Below are 16,099 nucleotides of genomic sequence, written 5' to 3' on the forward strand. Positions count from 1 at the left end.
CGCGAGCTGACACTCGCGATATCAATCAACCAAAGGAATCCCAGCCAGAATCCGAAGACCCTGGCACGGGGTATTACTTGGCACTGACTTTCGGCACGCTGTTGAGTTCTCAAAGAGCGGACGCGCAGGAACTCCACCCTCGCGGGCTTCGTTCGAGACGGCTTCTCGTTGTGGCGCCGCACAACGGTCTGCCCCCGCAGGAGCGTCCCGCTGGCCCCAGACGGGGTCCGCGCGGCGCAGAGAGAAAGTTACGTGCGTCGGCGGGCGGTGTCAAACCCGGTGGCGGGTGACGCCGGACACCTGTCCGTCACGGCGCCGTCCCCTCGACGACACACGCCTCCGGGCGCCGGTCAGACCTGCCGCTGCACCCCGGCGATCGACCGCTTCCCACGGCGCAGGACCAGCCAGCCACCGGGCAGCCAGTCCCCCTCGGCGGGCACGGCGTCGGCGTCGGTGACGCGCTCGTTGTTCACGTACGCACCGCCCTCCTTCACCGTGCGGCGGGCCTCCGACAAGCTGCCCACGAGACCGGTCAGCTGGAACAGCTGGGCGTACGAGGGCGCCTCGCCGTCGACCGTGACGCTGCCGGCCTCCCGCAGCGCCGCGGCGAGGGTCTCCTCCCCCAGCGCGGAGAGCTCGTCACGACCGAACAGCGCCCGGCCGGCGGCCTCCGCCTGCTGGAGCTGCTCGCTGCCGTGCACCAGGACGGTCAGCTCCTCGGCCAGCGCGCGCTGCGCCGTCCGGGCCGCCGGGCGCTCGATGCTCTCGGCGATGAGCGCCTCCACCTCCTCCGCGGGGCGCTCGGAGTAGAGCGGCAACCAGGCACGGGCGTCGGAGTCGTCGGCGTTGAGCCAGAACTGGAAGAAGGCGTAGGGCGAGGTGAGCGACGGGTCGAGCCACACCGCCCCGCCCTCGGACTTGCCGAACTTGGTGCCGTCGGACTTCGTCACCAGCGGGGTGGACAACGCGTGCACCCGGGCGCCCTCCGTCCGCCGCACCAGGTCGATGCCGGCGGTGAGGTTGCCCCACTGGTCCGACCCGCCGGTCTGAAGCGTGACCCCGTGCCGCCGGTGCAGCTCCCGGAAGTCGTTGGCCTGCAGGATCTGGTAGCTGAACTCGGTGTAGCTGATGCCCGCCTCGGAGTTCAGCCGGGCCGACACCGCCTCCTTCGCCAGCATCTGGCTGACCCGGAAGTGCTTGCCGATGTCCCGGAGGAGGTCGATCGCCGAGATCGGCGCCGTCCAGTCGAGATTGTCGACGTAGATCGGGCCCTTGAGGCCCTCGGTCTCGGCCGGAACGTCGAGGAAGGGCGCCACCTGCTCGCGGATGCGCTCCACCCAGGAGGCGACGGTCTCCCGATCGTTGAGCTGGCGCTCCGACGACGGCCGCGGGTCGCCGATCAGGCCGGTCGCACCGCCGACCAGCACCACCGGCTGGTGACCGGCCCGCTGCAGGGCGCGCAGCACCATGAACTGCAGCAGGTGCCCGACGTGCAAGCTCTGCGCCGTCGGGTCGAACCCGGCGTAGTAGGCGACCGGCCCCTCGGCGAGGTGGGTCCGCAGCGCGGCCTCGTCGGTGCTCTGGGCGATGAGGCCCCGGCGGTGCAGGTCGTCGATCACGTCGTTCACGGGAGCCCATCCTGCCCGGCCCGCGCGCTCTGCCTGCGCCCGACCCGCCCCTTGCCACCCGCCCGGAACGCGCTGACCGACGGTGCCCCGGTCTCCCAGAAGCGCCACGGCAACTCGGTTGCGACGCTGATCCCCACCCGGGGACCGGCCGAGACGGAGGCGGGCGGCGAGCCGCGGTGCAGGCGCACGGGCGAGCCCGGATCGAGCACGTCGGTGCCGAGGTCGTCCCGTCCGATGGCGAGGGCCTGGGTCAGGCGGGCCGGCCCACCCGCCAGGTCGCGCGCGTTCCGAGCGGCGGGGCGCCGGGAACGGGCGATCTCCTCCCCCACCACCAGCTCCCCCGCCCGCAGGAGCACCGCCTCGCCGTCCCCTTCGGCGCCGACGACGACGTTGGCGCACCAGTGCACGCCGTAGGAGAAGTAGACGTACAGGCGGCCCGGGGGGCCGAACATGATCGCCGCGCGCGGGGTCGGCCCGCGGTGCGAGTGCGCCGCCGGGTCCACGCCCGACCCCGAGTAGGCCTCGACCTCCGTCAGCCGCAGCGCCGCCGTGCCCTCGGGTCGCTCGGTGACCACCCAGCAGCCGAGCAGCGACCGCGCGACGACGTCGACCGGCCCGATCAGCTCGTCGGCGGAGACGAGGGGCCCGGGGTGCAGAGGGCTCAGAGGGCGCCCGCCACCGGTGAGGACGCGGCCCAGTCGGCGTGGACGACCGCCAGGTCCTTGAGCACCGCCAGCTGCTCGGCCACCCGCTCGGGCGCCGTCCCGCCGCGGGCCTTGCGGGCGGCCAGGGCTCCGGGGACCGACAGGACCGAGCGGACGTCGGGGGTGAGCCGCTCGTCGATGCCGGCGAGCTGGTCGTCGTCGAGCTGGTCGAGCTCCAGGCCGGCCTCCTCGCAGAAGGCGACCATCGCGCCGGAGATCTCGTGCGCCGAGCGGAACGGCACCCCGGCCGACACCAGCCACTCGGCGACGTCGGTCGCCAGCGCGAAGCCCTGCGGGGCCGCGGCCTCGAGGACCTCCGGCCGGAGCGTCAGGGTCGCGATCATCCCGGTGACCGCGGGCAGCAGGAGCATCAGCTGCTCCAGGGAGTCGAAGACCGGCTCCTTGTCCTCCTGCAGGTCGCGGTCGTAGGCCAGGGGCAGGCCCTTGAGCATGGTGAGCAGGCCGGTCAGGTTGCCCACGAACCGGCCGGACTTCCCGCGGGCGAGCTCGGCGATGTCGGGGTTCTTCTTCTGCGGCATGATCGACGACCCGGTGGCCCAGGCGTCGTCGAGACGGGCCCAGCCGAACTCGGTCGACGTCCAGAGGACGACCTCCTCTCCCAGGCGGGAGAGGTGGACGCCCAGCAGCGCCGCGGCGAAGCAGAACTCGGCGGCGAAGTCGCGGTCGCTGACGGCGTCGATCGAGTTGTCGGCCGCGCGGTCGAAGCCGAGCTCGGCGGCGACCGCGTCGGGGTCCAGGCGCAGCGACGAGCCGGCCAGCGCGCCGGCGCCGAGCGGGCTGACCGCCGTCCGCCGGTCCCAGTCCTGGAACCGGTCGACGTCCCGGGCGATGGAGTGCGCGTGCGCCAGGAGCTGGTGGGCGATGAGCACCGGCTGGGCGTGCTGCAGGTGGGTCATCCCGGGCGCCGCGACGTCCTGGTAGCGCTCGGCCAGCCCCAGCAGCGCGAACTCCAGCGACGACAGCTCGGCGACGAGCGCGCGCACGTTGTGCCGGAGGTAGAGGCGCAGGTCGGTGGCGACCTGGTCGTTGCGGCTGCGGCCGGCCCGCAGCTTGCCGCCCAGGGTGCCGAGCTTCTCGGTGAGGCCCCGCTCGAGCGCCTCGTGCACGTCCTCGTCGGACTCGACGGGCGCGAAGGTGCCGGCGGCGACCTCGGCGGACAGCTCGGTCAGTGCCCCGACCATGGCCTGCAGCTCGTCGTCGGTCAGCAGCCCCGCACGGTGCAGCACCCGCGCGTGAGCACGGGAGGAGGCGAGGTCGTAGGGGGCCAGCCGCCAGTCGACGTCGGTCGACTTGGACAGTGCCGCCATCGCCGGCGAGGGGCCGCCGCCGAACCGGCCGCCCCAGAGCCGGGTCTGCGAGGGGGCGCCACTCATGGGGTTCAGCTCTCTTCCAGGTCGTTCTTCAGCTCGGGGTACACGGCCGGGGTGCGCTCGGCGAGCGCCCGCAGGCGCTCGGCCACCGCCGGGCCGCCCTCCGGCTCGCGGGAGATGACCAGGACAGTGTCGTCTCCGGCGATCGTGCCGAGCACGTCGGGGAGGCCGACCTTGTCCATCGCCGAGGCGAGGAACTGGGCCGCGCCCGGCGGAGTCCGGAGGACGGCGAGGTTGGCGCTGCCCTCCGCGTTGACCAGCAGGTCGGCGAGAAGGCGGATCAGCCGGGCCGGCGCGGCCTGCGCGGGTCGCAGCGGCGCGTTCTCCGGCGGCAGCACGTAGCTGGCCGGCGCGCCGTCGGACCCGCGCAGCTTCACCGCGCCGAGCTCCTCCAGGTCGCGCGACAGCGTGGCCTGCGTGACCTCGACGCCCGACTCGGCGAGCAGGGCCGCGAGCTGGGTCTGCGAGGTCACCGGCTGGGCCTCGATGAGCGCGACGATCCGCGCCTGCCGGGCCGAGCGGGTGACCCCGGCGGTCATCGGGATCGCTCCAGGAGCCAGGACAACAGCGCCTTCTGGGCGTGCAGGCGGTTCTCCGCCTCGTCCCAGACGATGCTCTGCGGCCCGTCGATGACCGCGGCGGCGATCTCCTTGCCCCGGTAGGCCGGCAGGCAGTGCAGGACGACGGCGTCGTCCGCGGCCCGGGCCAGCGCGGTCTCGTCCACCGCGTAAGGGAGGAAGGGGGCGATCCGTGCGTCGTACTCCTCCTCCTGCCCCATCGACACCCAGGTGTCGGTGGCGAGGACGTCGACACCGTCCGCGGCCTCGGCCGCGTCGGCGGTCCAGCCCACGGAGCCGCCGGTCTCGGCCGCGATCTCCGCCGCCCGCTTCAGGACCCCGGGGTCGGGCTGGAACTCCTCGGGCGAGCCGATCCGCACGTGCATGCCGGCGGCGGCTCCCCCGAGCAGGTAGGAGTGCGCCATGTTGTTCGCGCCGTCGCCCAGGTAGGTCAGCGAGCGGCCGGCCAGCGAGCCCTTGTGCTCGATCACCGTCTGCAGGTCGGCCAGGATCTGGCAGGGGTGGTACTCGTCGGTGAGCGCGTTGACCACCGGCACCCGGCTGACCGCGGCCATGGCCTCGATGCGGTCCTGGCCGAAGGTCCGCCAGACGATCGCAGCGGCCTGCCGGTCCAGGACGCGGGTGGTGTCCTCGATCGGCTCGCCGCGCCCGAGCTGGCTGCTGCCGGCGTCGATGACGAGCGGGTAGCCGCCCAGCTCGGCGACACCGACCGAGAAGGACACCCGGGTGCGGGTCGAGGGCTTGTCGAACAGGACGGCGACCGCCCGGGGGCCGGCCAGGGGCATCGGCGCCTCGGCGGTGTGCCGGGTGCGCTTGAGCTCGGCGGCCAGCGCGAGCACCTCGGCCTGCTCGGCCGGGGTGAGGTCGTCGTCCTTGAGGAAGTGCCGGGTCATGGCTGGGTCTCCAGGGCAGCGTCGAGGGCCGCAGGGAGAGCCGCCACGAAGGCGTCGACCTGGGCGTCGGTCAGGACGAGGGGCGGGGCGAGCCGCAGCACGCCGGGGGCCACCGCGTTGGTGAGGAAGCCGGCGGCGCGCAGCCGCTCCTCCAGCGCGGGGGCCACGTCGGCGGTCAGGACGATGCCGAGCAGCGCCCCCCTCCCCCGGACGGCGCTGACCCCGGGGTGGCCGAGGCCTTCGAGGGCGGCGGTGAACCGGTGCTCGAGCTCCTTGGCCCGCTCGAGCAGGCCCTCGTCGCGGATCGTGTCGATCACCGCCAGCGCGGCCGCCGCGGCGATCGGGTTCCCACCGAACGTCGAGCCGTGCGCACCTGCGGTCAGCAGCTCCGCGGCGTCCCCGAAGGCGAGCAGGGCGCCCATCGGGAGGCCGCCCCCGAGCGCCTTGGCCAGGGTGATCACATCGGGCTGGAGGCCGTCGGCCTGGTGCGCGAACCAGTGGCCGGTCCGGCCCATCCCGGTCTGCACCTCGTCGAGCGCGAACAGCGCGCCGACCCCCGTGGCCGCGGACGCGGCGGCGGCGAGGTAACCGGCGGGCGCGGGCAGCACGCCGCCCTCCCCCAGCATCGGCTCGAGCAGCACCATGGCGGTCTGCTCGGACACGGACGAGGTCAGCGCCTCGGCGTCGCCGTACGGCACGTACCGCACGCCGCCCGGGAGCGGCGCGAAGGCCGCCGCCTTCGTGGGCTGGCCGGTGAGCGCCAGGGCGCCCATGGTCCGGCCGTGGAAGGCCCCCTCGGCGGTGATCACCTGGGGACGCCCGGTCAGCCGGCTGATCTTGAACGCCGCCTCGTTGGCCTCGGTGCCGGAGTTGCAGAAGAAGACCCGTCCCGGGCGGCCCACGAGGTCCAGCAGGCGCTCGGCGAGCGCCAGCCCCGGCTCGTGCATGGCCAGGTTGGACACGTGCCCGAGCTTCTGCGCCTGGGCGGTGATCGCCTCGACCACCTTCGGGTGCGCGTGGCCCAGGATCGTGGTCGCGATGCCACCGAGCAGGTCGGTGTACTCGTTCCCGTCGACGTCGCGGACGGTGGCGCCGGAGCCGGACTCCAGCGCCACCGGCGGCGTCCGGTAGTTGCTCATCATCACGGCCGACCAGCGGCGGGCCAGCTCCTCCGTGTGCGTCATGGTGCCGTGCCCTCCTTCGGTGTCGGCGGGGCCGGCACGACCATCGTGCCGGTGCCCTCGGTGGTGAACGTCTCGAGCAGCAGTGCGTGCGGGGTCCGCCCGTCGACGACCGTCGCGCGGCGCACGCCGCCCTCGACGGCGCGCAGGCACGCGGTCATCTTGGGGATCATCCCGGCGTCCAGGTGCGGCAGGATCTCGGCCAGCTCGCGGGCGTCGATCTGCTGGACGAGCGAGTCGCGGTGGGGCCAGTCGGCGTAGAGCCCCTCGACGTCGGTGAGGACGACGAGCTTCACCGCGCCCAGTGCGGCGGCCAGCGCGGCCGCCGCCGTGTCGGCGTTGACGTTGTGCACCACGCCGTCCGCGGCGGGGGCCACGCTCGCCACGACCGGGATGTGCCCGGCCTTGAGCAGCGCGGTGACCGGTGCGGTGTCGACGGCGACGACGTCCCCCACCAGCCCGATGTCGACCGGCTCCCCGTCGACGACCGCCTGCGTGCGCGCCGCGGTGAACAGGCCGCCGTCCTCGCCCGACAGGTGCACGGCCATCGGCCCGTGCTGGTTGATCAGGCCGACGATGTCCGGGCCGACCTGACCGGTCAGCACCATCCGGACGACGTCGATCGTCTCCGGCGTGGTCACCCGCAGGCCGCCGCGGAACTCGCTCTCGATGCCCAGCCGGCCGAGCATCTCGGTGATCTGCGGGCCGCCGCCGTGGACGACGACGGGCAGGATGCCGCAGGTCCGCAGGAACACCATGTCCTCGGCGAACGCCCGCCGGCACTCGTCGTCGACCATGGCGTGGCCGCCGTACTTGATGACCACGACGTTGCCGTGGAACTCCTTGAGCCACGGCAGCGCCCCGGTCAGGACGGCGACCTTCAGCCGGTCGCCCTCGGGGTCGTTCCTCCGCATGACCCGGCGGGTGCCGACCGTGCGCGGCAGCCGCGGCTGCGGGGCGGGCTCGTCGATGCGGACGTCGGGCGGCGTGGGGTCTTGGGCGTTGCCCACGTGCGCCGGGTCCTGCGCCTCGGGGTCGTGGTGGCCGGTCACGTCGAGTACGCCGAGTTCTCGTGCACGTACGCGATCGACAGGTCGTTGGTCCAGATCGTCGCCTGCGCGGCCCCGGCCTTCAGGTCGACGTCGATCGTGATGGCCCGGCCGGTGAGGTCGACGCCCTCGCGCGGGTCGCCGATCGCGCCGCCGCGGCACACGGTGACGCCGTTGATCGTCACGTCGACCTGGTCGGCCTGGAAGGCGGCGTCGGTCGTGCCGATCGCCGCGAGCACCCGGCCCCAGTTGGGGTCGTTGCCGAACAGCGCCGTCTTCAGCAGGTTGTTGCGCGCGCAGGCCCGGCCGGCGGTCAACGCGTCGTCGACGCTGGCGGCGTTGCGGACGGTGATCGCGATGTCCTTGGTGGAGCCCTCCGCGTCGGCGAGCAGCTGCATCGCCAGATCGGTCGCCGCGGCGGTCAGCGCCTCGGTGAAGTCCTCGGCGCTCGGGGTGACGCCGCTGGCGCCGCTGGACATGACGATCACGGTGTCGTTGGTCGACAGGCACCCGTCGGAGTCGACCCGCTCGAAGGACTCGCTCGTGGCCTTCTTCAGCGCCGTCGACAGGGTCGCCGGCGGGACGACGGCGTCCGTGGTGAGGACGACGAGCATCGTGGCGAGGCTCGGGGCGAGCATGCCCGCGCCCTTCGCCATGCCGCCGACCGTCCACCCGTCGCGGGCCTGGACCGTCGTCTTCGGAACGCTGTCGGTGGTCATGATCGCGCGGGCGGCGTCGGGACCGCCGTCCTCGGAGAGCGCCTTCACGGCGTCGGTGACCCCGGTGGTCAGCTTGTCCATCGGCAGCCGGACGCCGATCAGCCCGGTGCTGGCCACCGCGACGTCGATGGCGCCGACGCCCAGTTCGGCGGCCGCGTGCTCGGCGGTGGCGTGGGTGTCCTGGAAGCCCTCCGGGCCGGTGCAGGCGTTGGCGCCCCCGGAGTTGAGGACGACGGCGCGCGCCCGCTCACCGGCCAGCACCTGCCGGCTCCAGAGCACCGGGGCGGCCGGGAAGCGGTTCGTGGTGAAGACGGCCGCGGCGGCGTCGTCCGGGCCGTGGTTGAGGACGACGGCGACGTCGGGGTCGCCGCTGGACTTGAGCCCGGCCGCGACGCCCGCCGCGGAGAACCCCTTCGGGGCGGTGACGCTCACGGTGCGACCCCCACGACCGGCAGGCCCGCGGTCTCGGGCAGGCCGAGGGCGAGGTTGGCGCACTGGATCGCCGCTCCCCCGGTGCCCTTGGTCAGGTTGTCGACGGCGGCGACGACGACCAGCCGACCTGCGTCGGGGTCGACGGCGACCTGCAGCGCGACGGTGTTGGCGCCCAGCACCTGCGCGGTCGTGGGCCACTGGCCTTCCGGGAGCAGGTGCACGAACGGCTCGTCCGCGTAGGCCTCCGCGTAGGCGGCCCGCGCGGCGTCGGCGTCGACGCCGGGCCGCAGCTTCGCCGAGCAGGTGGCGAGGATGCCCCTGCTCATGGGCACCAGCGTCGGGGTGAAGCTGACGCCCACCGGCGCCCCGGCCGCCTGCGAGAGGTTCTGCACCATCTCCGGCGTGTGCCGGTGCACACCGCCCACGCCGTAGGCGCTGACGGAGCCCATGACCTCGCTGCCGAGCAGGTGCGGCTTCGCGGACTTGCCGGCGCCGGACGTGCCGCTCGCGGCGACCACCACCACCTCGGGCTCGACCAGCCCTGCCGAGAGCGCCGGGGCCATCGCCAGGGTCACCGAGGTCGGGTAGCAGCCGGGGACGGCGATCCGCCGGGCCCCGGAGAGCTTCTCCCGCTGACCGGGGAGCTCCGGCAGCCCGTACGGCCAGGAGCCGGCGTGCTCTCCTCCGTACCAGCGGGCCCAGGCGTCCGCGTCCTCGAGCCGGTGGTCGGCGCCGCAGTCGACGACCAGGGTGTCGGGCGGGAGCTGCGCGGCGATCTCGGCCGACTCCCCGTGCGGGAGGGCGAGCACGACGACGTCGTACCCCGCGAGGTCGCCGGCACCGCTGGGCCGGACCTCCATGTCGGCGAAGGGCAGCAGGTGCGGCTGGAGCTCACCCAGGCGTCGGCCGGCGCTCGAGTTGGCATGCACCCCGGCGAGGCGGAGGTTCGGGTGCCCGGCCAGCAGCCGGCACACCTCCCCACCTGCGTATCCGGTGGCGCCGGTGACCCCGACCGTCCACGTCTGCGCTGTGCTCACAATGCATGACCATACACGGGCGTGCATGAACGTTCACCGGGATGTCGAGGCGCCGCCCGGGACGCGGAGCCGGGCGAACAGCAGCGCGCTGGCGACGGCCAGGACGGCGGGCGCGGTCCAGGCGACGGACGGCGTTCCGGTGCCCGCGTCCGGCACCCCGGTCGTGGCCGCCGCGACCAGCAGCACCACGGCGGTGCCGATCGCCGTCCCCAGCTGCGCGCTCGTGTTGATGACCCCGGACGAGGTCGCCCGCAGGGACGCGTCCACGTCCGTGCCCAGGGACGTCGTCGCCACCGCGGCCAGGCCGAGCCCCACCCCGGCGACGGCCATGCCCGCGCCGACGAGGACCGCGGACGTCGGCGCGAGCAGCGGGGCCGCGATGCCCGCGCCGATGAGGGCGAGCCCCACCGCGGTGACGCGCTCCCGCGGCCTGCGGACGATCAGCCGCCCCGCCACCGCCGCGCCGGCGATCACCGAGGCGCTCAGCGGCAGCAGCGTGGCCGCGGCCTCGAGGGGGGTGCGTCCGAGCGTGCTCTGCAGGTAGAGGGTGATCAGCGTCGCCACGCTCGTGGTCGCGGTGTTGACGAAGGAGCCGGTCGTCCCGCGGAGGACGTTCGGGGTCCGCAGCAGCGAGGCGGGCAGCACCGGCGCCCCCGAGCGCCGGTCGGCCGCCACGAAGGCGCTGCCCACGACGACGGCCCCGCCCACGAGCAGCGCCCCGGGGAGTCGGCCGCCGTCCTCGCCCAGCAACGTCGCCCCGACCACCAGCAGCATCACGGCACCGGTCAGGAGCGCGGAACCGACCGCGTTGAGCGGCGTCCGCTCGTGCGACCGCGGATCGCGCGGGACGAGGGCGACCACCGCGACCGCCTGGGCGGCGGCCATCACGAGCAGCCCCCAAAAGATGACCCGCCACGTGGTCACCGCCGACACCAGGCCCCCGACGACGAAGCCCGATGCCCCGGCCGCCGCACCGGCGGCGCTCCACGCGGCCACCGCCCTGGCGCGGGCCGCACCGTCCTCGGTGACCGTCGTCAGGAGCTTGAGCGCCGACGGCACCGCCGCGGCGGCGGCGGCGCCCTGGACGCACCGGCCCGCGGTCAGGACGACGACCGAGCCGGCCGCCGCGCACAGCAGGGACCCGACGGCGAAGACCACCAGGCTCGCGAGGATCGTGCGCCGGTGACCGACGCGGTCACCCAGGCGGGCGCCGAACATGAGCAGGCCGCCGAAGAACATCGCGTACCAGGCTGCCGTCGGCGGGCGCACCGCCGACGTCGGCCAGCATGTCGGGCAGCGCCGTGACGACCACCGTGACGCCGAGGACGTCGACGAACTGGACCAGGCACAGCCCGGCGACGACGCTCCCCACGCGGGTGGTGGCAGGCGGTGGGCTCACGGCCGGGCACTGTGCCCGAACGAACCGACAGTCTCAGGCCGTGCCACTCCTCCGACCCCACGTCGCTTAGCCGAGGCGACGAACTACATGACCAGAACCGATTCCTCAGGCTCGTCTCCGTCATCGACTCTTCGCACGACATCGAATTGATCCACCGGGATATGCGCACGCTGGCCCATAGCGGCCGCCGCCTCAAACCCGAGAGCACGGTAGGCATCGAATTGTTCCCCAGAGAACAATTGATGCGCTGTCGGATGCTGGGGGAACTGGTGATCCTTTTCTCTGAACACCCGCAGGTCCATTGGCACCCCTTCCCAGAGAACGCAGCGCACATAGTAGATTGCACCGACACTCCCGTCCGGATACGTCACACTGCCAACCGCGAACGGAAGCTGAGCCAACCTTGCGTCGCCGGCAGGCAAGGTGGCCTCAGGGTCCAGGCGGATCTCTGCGCCCAGATCTGCCCTCGCCAAGGCTGCCGCACGTGCGATGTCTTGAAGCGGACTTCGCCCTCCGGCGCTCGCATCGACCACCACGATATGGGTGCAGCGCCGTCGGATGAGCTCCACCAACCCCAGGTTCTCCCAGTGACCGCCATCGGATACATGGATGAATCGGCCCTTGATACCCGCCAGACCCAATGCCTCTCGCATGACGTAGTAGCCACCCGGTTCCCGCCAGCCAGCCACAACTGCTTCCCACGTCCGACGCGTAGCCGAGACGTGGGCGCCTGTCTCGGTCCTGGTCAAATCGACTCGGAAGGGGTTCGCGATCCAGACCCCAAGCCTCAGGTTCAACAGCGCCATGAGCAGCCTCAGAGCCGGGAGCGTGAATCTGCCCATGGTGGGCGAGATGGCCGCCCCGGAGATGGCCATCATCGATGGCAGGGTTAGGTCACTACCTCCGCTCCCCGGCGCCGCCTCCAATCGCGTCGTCGGGATTCGAGGTGCCAAGTCGATGCTCCCAGAGCATGTTGCGTCGAACGTGAAAGATGCCGCCCAACTCTTGTTCGGGACGTCTCCCTCGCGCGCAGCCACCGCGGCACAGACGACCAGTTCCGGAAAGGCCAGGCCGACTCGACGCTTCGCGTCAATCTCGGCCCCCAACTCACTGAGCCTGACTGCCTCATCGTAAGGAACGGGCTCTACCCGAACGTCACCCGCAACGCTCCGCCGCTTCAGAACGAAAGCATTACTCAGCCTTTCGCGGTAGTAGAGGTGCATGGAATACATGCGGTTATGTACGAAGATCCCGCACACGATCAGTAATGCCGTGGCGCCCAGCGCCACGAGCACGTCAGTCGGAAAGTTCCAGCCTCTCCGCGCCTCGCCTTCCGCCGCCAGCAAGAACGGGATGGCCAGGATCCCCCATCCACCAAGGAAGGCGAGCAGACCTTGAGTTCGTCGCGCCTTGCCGACTTGCATGAGAAGAACCGCTACGGCGCCGAGGATCATGACAAACAGGACCATCACGACCGCCGCGAGGATGCGCCTCAGGACCAGCCCGTTCGCTTGCCCGATCCAAAAAGGTATTCGAGCGAGGGACACTCCGAGGATGTGCACCAGAAGCGGCAACAAGACGAGCAGACCGAGTGCACCAACGGATAGCGCCAGGAGGACGATGGCGCCAGTTCTCAGCCATCCATCTCGGGGGCCGCCCGCGTGGCTCCTGTCTATGAATCGTCGCACGCCGACTAGGACGATCGACCCCAGGAAGAAGGCTGACGTCAGACCCAGCGCAAATGGGATTCTATGCCCGAGGGCTGCGACACTAGTTCCGATCCCAGGTATTGCCAGTCCGTAAGCGAGCCCAATCAGCCGCCCGGCAAGATAGGAGCCGGCGATCAGCGGAAGGAGATTCAGGAGGAGCCCGTACACGAAGTTCACTACAAGCCAGAGGCGCCCCTTCAGACCGGGCGCCAGGTAACTCAGGTGCGTGCGCAGGTAGTGCTCTTCAGGACTCCCCCGCGACCACGGGGCGGCTTCCCCGCTGAGCGCCGCAACATCCGATTTGCCTTGAGCCACGGTCAAGGCTGCGGCGATGTAACTGCCCCCCGACACGGCTGAGAGGTATCGAGCCTTCTGGAAGAGTCCAGCCCCCGAAAGCGCTTGGTATGCGCCCAGGCAGAAGGCGGCTGATCGAATGCCTCCACCTGAGAACGAAACCCCTAAGGCGCTCGTTCCGGGGGAACGGTCGTCGATGTACGCCCATCGGCCGGCCCTAGTCATAATCGATTTGACCGAGATCGGAGCCGTAGGGATACACCGGGAGACGGGACTGCTCACGGAGGCGCCTGATACCGCCTCTGTCAAACAAGCGAAACATGAAGAGCGGGTGAATGCAGACTGCGTCCGAATCTTCCACGGGTCGAAGCGTCTCTGCGAAGGTGTACGCGAAACGACCGATGGTGTAGCGCGAGGTGCCGCGCTCGACGATGCCCAGAACGCCTACGTCCAGGGCACCTTCTAGAAAATCATTGTAGTCCACTCCGGCTCTCGCAACGCCCGCCGCATTGAACGCCTTATGCAGCTCACTACAGGTCAGCGTGTTCGGAATGTGGTTCTTGAGGTATCCCAAGGCGGTCGCCATGTATGGATAGTCGTGCGAATAGCTGGACAGAACACCATCAACTATTCGCAACTCGGCGTCGCGAACGCCCTCCAGGACATCCCTGGGCGTCGCCACAGGCAGACTGTCGCTGCGCCGTGCCGGCCTTGAGAGGATCTCGTTCAAGAGTTGTATGAGGTGGCGCGGGAGAAGTTGAGTGTGCCGCATGACGTATGCGACCGGATCCTCTTCGAGGGCGAGCCCTGTTCGAATCGGATCTGAGGGCAGCAGTGCGCGGAGTGTCATCTCCGCCATGTGCTGGTCACGTTCGTCATGCTGCCGAGGAAGGCCTAGGCGCCGTAGCTCACCCTCATGATAAAGATCCAGGAAGCGACGCAATCGGTTTCCGACGACCGTCATGAGTTCCGGGGCTGACCACCTAATCACGAGATAGTCGAGGAAGTCCTTCTCTGGGTTCGAAGTCAGATCCCGCAGACGTCGGAGGAGTTCCGCCGGAAAGGCGAACCTGACCTTGAAGGGCATCGGGGCTGTTGGACTGGTGAAGTCGCGCGCTGTTCTGAAAAGCGCCGACAGCGTCGTTCGCAGATTGTCCACATGGACGTGCAGATCCTCAAGGTTGTCGACGACAACGTACAGGCGAGCCGAGGTTCTCACCGACAAGCGCGAGAAGGCGTTTCGTGCGTCTTCGTACGTCGCCACATCCGTGCGCAACGACCCGCACATCTCGGCTACCGTCAAGCCAGGCGGAGAGGTCACGAGGGCATCCGACAGAGCGCTCCCAACCCGGGCTAGCAGCACCTCTGGGTCGAGGCTGGACGGGTTGCCGTACGCACTCAGATATGCTGCGACGAGGCGTCCCTCGTCAGTCTGCCGCAGGCGCGCGACTCGGCACGACAGCAGCATTGCCGCATGCATCAAGAGAACCTTCCACACCTGGGAGAGATTCTCTGCGAAGAGCGGCCCTACCTCGCGGACGTATCTTGTCCTCAACCGCTCGATCTCGTGATAGATGTCTTCTGACTTTATCAGGATGACCTTCGCACCATTGACAAAAGCGGTGCCCACAAGAAACGCGGTCTTTCCCGAGCCCTTACGGCCAACGACATAAGTGGGGTCTTCTCGTTCCGCAGTGCCGTGCACCCCATTGGTGCGGTCGTACAACTGCTCGAAGATGCCGTGCGGACTCCTAAGAAGTTCCTCCGTATACGGCGGGCCCAGCGGCTTCTCCCTCGTGAGGATTCTCTTGAGGTCTGCAGGTTCTGAGCCCACGTGTACCCCCCGGTTTCGTTACGGTCCGTTCCGCCCGCATCGTCCACGCGAGGCGCACGCTTCGGGGATGCTCGCGATGCTCGCTGGGCTGGCCGCTGCGAGCCACCGCGGACAGTGCTCGCGCGCATACCTCTCGTGTGGGGCGCCGGGGGTCAGGTCAGCCCAGCGGGTCGCCGTCCCCGAAGGGGCGCAGCCGCAGCTGCCGGGCGGCGTCCTCCGGCGTGGTCGAGCGCAGGGTGGCCAGGTCGTCGGCGCCGGCGCGCACGAACCGCCCCGACCACTGGTCGAGCTCCCCCGCCGCGATCGCGGCGACCACCTCGACCACCCGCTCGGCCGGCGTCCAGTCCTCGAAGCCGCGCCAGATGTGCATCGAGCGGGTCATCGGGGTGTCGACGACGCCCGGCGAGACGTCGAAGGCCCGCACGTCGCTGCCCTCCAGGGCGCCGGCCAGCGCCTCGGTCATCCGCATCAGCCCGGTCTTGGCGACGGAGTACGCCGAGTACTCGGGACGGGCGCGCAGGCTCATGCCGCTGGCGATGTTGACCACCCGGCCCCGGTTGCGCAGCACCATCCACGGGACGACCACGCGGGCCAGCAGGAAGCTGCCCTTGACGTGGCTGGTGACGACGTCCCACCACTGGTCCGGGTCGGCCTCCCACAGCGGGACCTCGAGCTCGTCGATCACCCCGGCGTTGTTCACCAGCAGGTCGATCTGGCCGAGCTCGCCGACGGCGGCCTCGACCGCGGCCTCGACCGACGCGCGGTCGGTGACGTCGGCGACCACGGCGAACGTGTGCGCCCCCGTCGCCCCGGCGACGTCGGCCATCGCCGCCCGCAGCCGGTCCTCGGTGCGGGCGACGCCGGCCACCGCCATGCCGCGCGCCGCCAGCCCTTCGGCCAGCGCCCGACCGATGCCGGTGGAGGCGCCGGTGACCAGCGCGACCTGACCGCTGAGGTCAGCCACGGAGCTCCGCGCCCGTCCGGGAGGCCGCGGCGGCCACCGCCGCGTCGCGCACCGCCGTCGCCTCCTCGCTCGTGAGCGTCCGGTCGGGCGCCCGAAGCGTGAGCGCGAACGCCAGCGACCGGGAACCGGCCGGCACCGGAGCACCGGTGTAGACGTCGAACAGCCGCAGGCCCTCCAGCAGCTCCCCCGCCCCGCTGCGCAGCGCCTCGGCCACGTCGGCCGATGCCACGTCGTCGCGCACCACGAGCGCGAGGTCGAGCAGCACCGGCGGGAACGCGGAGATGGGC

The 16,099-nt window shown here is 71.3% G+C and carries 15 protein-coding genes; all 15 read right to left on the reverse strand.

Annotated elements, in window-relative coordinates; all coding sequences use genetic code 11:
* Nucleotides 1-350: 350 nt before the first annotated feature.
* Nucleotides 351-1,628: a tyrosine--tRNA ligase gene (tyrS, locus tag DCS98_RS22335; protein WP_116453691.1), complete on the reverse strand. Its 1,278-nt coding sequence runs from the start codon at nucleotides 1,626-1,628 to the stop codon at nucleotides 351-353.
* A complete protein-coding gene (locus DCS98_RS22340) occupies nucleotides 1,625-2,326 on the reverse strand; it encodes a DNA-3-methyladenine glycosylase (RefSeq protein WP_338070219.1) in 702 nt (233 codons plus the stop codon). The genes tyrS and DCS98_RS22340 overlap by 4 nt, the downstream gene beginning before the upstream one ends.
* Nucleotides 2,290-3,726, reverse strand: a complete 1,437-nt coding sequence (argH, locus tag DCS98_RS22345) for an argininosuccinate lyase (RefSeq protein WP_116453692.1) — start codon at nucleotides 3,724-3,726, stop codon at nucleotides 2,290-2,292. Before argH ends, DCS98_RS22340 begins: the two co-directional genes overlap by 37 nt.
* 5 nt (nucleotides 3,727-3,731) lie before the next feature.
* Nucleotides 3,732-4,262, reverse strand: a complete 531-nt coding sequence (locus DCS98_RS22350; RefSeq protein ID WP_116453693.1) for an arginine repressor — start codon at nucleotides 4,260-4,262, stop codon at nucleotides 3,732-3,734.
* Entirely contained in the window at nucleotides 4,259-5,194 is a 936-nt protein-coding gene (argF, locus tag DCS98_RS22355; protein WP_116453694.1) for an ornithine carbamoyltransferase, read from the reverse strand. The genes DCS98_RS22350 and argF overlap by 4 nt, the downstream gene beginning before the upstream one ends.
* A complete protein-coding gene (locus DCS98_RS22360; protein ID WP_116453695.1) occupies nucleotides 5,191-6,378 on the reverse strand; it encodes an acetylornithine transaminase in 1,188 nt (395 codons plus the stop codon). The genes argF and DCS98_RS22360 overlap by 4 nt, the downstream gene beginning before the upstream one ends.
* A complete protein-coding gene (argB, locus tag DCS98_RS22365) occupies nucleotides 6,375-7,427 on the reverse strand; it encodes an acetylglutamate kinase (protein WP_241038607.1) in 1,053 nt (350 codons plus the stop codon). The genes DCS98_RS22360 and argB overlap by 4 nt, the downstream gene beginning before the upstream one ends.
* Nucleotides 7,424-8,575: a bifunctional glutamate N-acetyltransferase/amino-acid acetyltransferase ArgJ gene (gene argJ, locus DCS98_RS22370; protein ID WP_116453696.1), complete on the reverse strand. Its 1,152-nt coding sequence runs from the start codon at nucleotides 8,573-8,575 to the stop codon at nucleotides 7,424-7,426. Before argJ ends, argB begins: the two co-directional genes overlap by 4 nt.
* Nucleotides 8,572-9,612, reverse strand: coding sequence for an N-acetyl-gamma-glutamyl-phosphate reductase (gene argC / locus DCS98_RS22375; RefSeq protein WP_241038610.1), 1,041 nt, complete (start codon nucleotides 9,610-9,612; stop codon nucleotides 8,572-8,574). The genes argJ and argC overlap by 4 nt, the downstream gene beginning before the upstream one ends.
* Nucleotides 9,613-9,645: 33 nt before the next feature.
* On the reverse strand, nucleotides 9,646-10,851 hold the full coding sequence (locus tag DCS98_RS22380; RefSeq protein WP_164704722.1) for an MFS transporter: 1,206 nt from the start codon (nucleotides 10,849-10,851) through the stop codon (nucleotides 9,646-9,648).
* A complete protein-coding gene (locus DCS98_RS23205; protein ID WP_164704723.1) occupies nucleotides 10,808-11,011 on the reverse strand; it encodes a hypothetical protein in 204 nt (67 codons plus the stop codon). Before DCS98_RS23205 ends, DCS98_RS22380 begins: the two co-directional genes overlap by 44 nt.
* An 83-nt stretch (nucleotides 11,012-11,094) precedes the next feature.
* The gene (locus DCS98_RS22385) at nucleotides 11,095-13,296 is read right to left on the reverse strand and encodes a patatin-like phospholipase domain-containing protein (RefSeq protein ID WP_164704724.1); all 2,202 of its coding nucleotides are present in this window, start codon (nucleotides 13,294-13,296) and stop codon (nucleotides 11,095-11,097) included.
* A complete protein-coding gene (locus DCS98_RS22390; protein ID WP_116453700.1) occupies nucleotides 13,232-14,848 on the reverse strand; it encodes a P-loop ATPase, Sll1717 family in 1,617 nt (538 codons plus the stop codon). Before DCS98_RS22390 ends, DCS98_RS22385 begins: the two co-directional genes overlap by 65 nt.
* 157 nt (nucleotides 14,849-15,005) lie before the next feature.
* Nucleotides 15,006-15,812 (reverse strand): SDR family NAD(P)-dependent oxidoreductase, encoded by an 807-nt coding sequence (locus DCS98_RS22395; protein ID WP_116453701.1) that lies wholly within the window; start codon nucleotides 15,810-15,812, stop codon nucleotides 15,006-15,008.
* Nucleotides 15,805-16,099, reverse strand: a 295-nt coding sequence (locus DCS98_RS22400) for a phenylalanine--tRNA ligase subunit beta-related protein (protein ID WP_476727148.1), incomplete at its 5' end; no start/stop codon positions are given. The genes DCS98_RS22400 and DCS98_RS22395, both read right to left, overlap by 8 nt.

This window comes from Blastococcus litoris (assembly GCF_003075095.1).
Taxonomy (GTDB): domain Bacteria; phylum Actinomycetota; class Actinomycetes; order Mycobacteriales; family Geodermatophilaceae; genus Blastococcus_B; species Blastococcus_B litoris.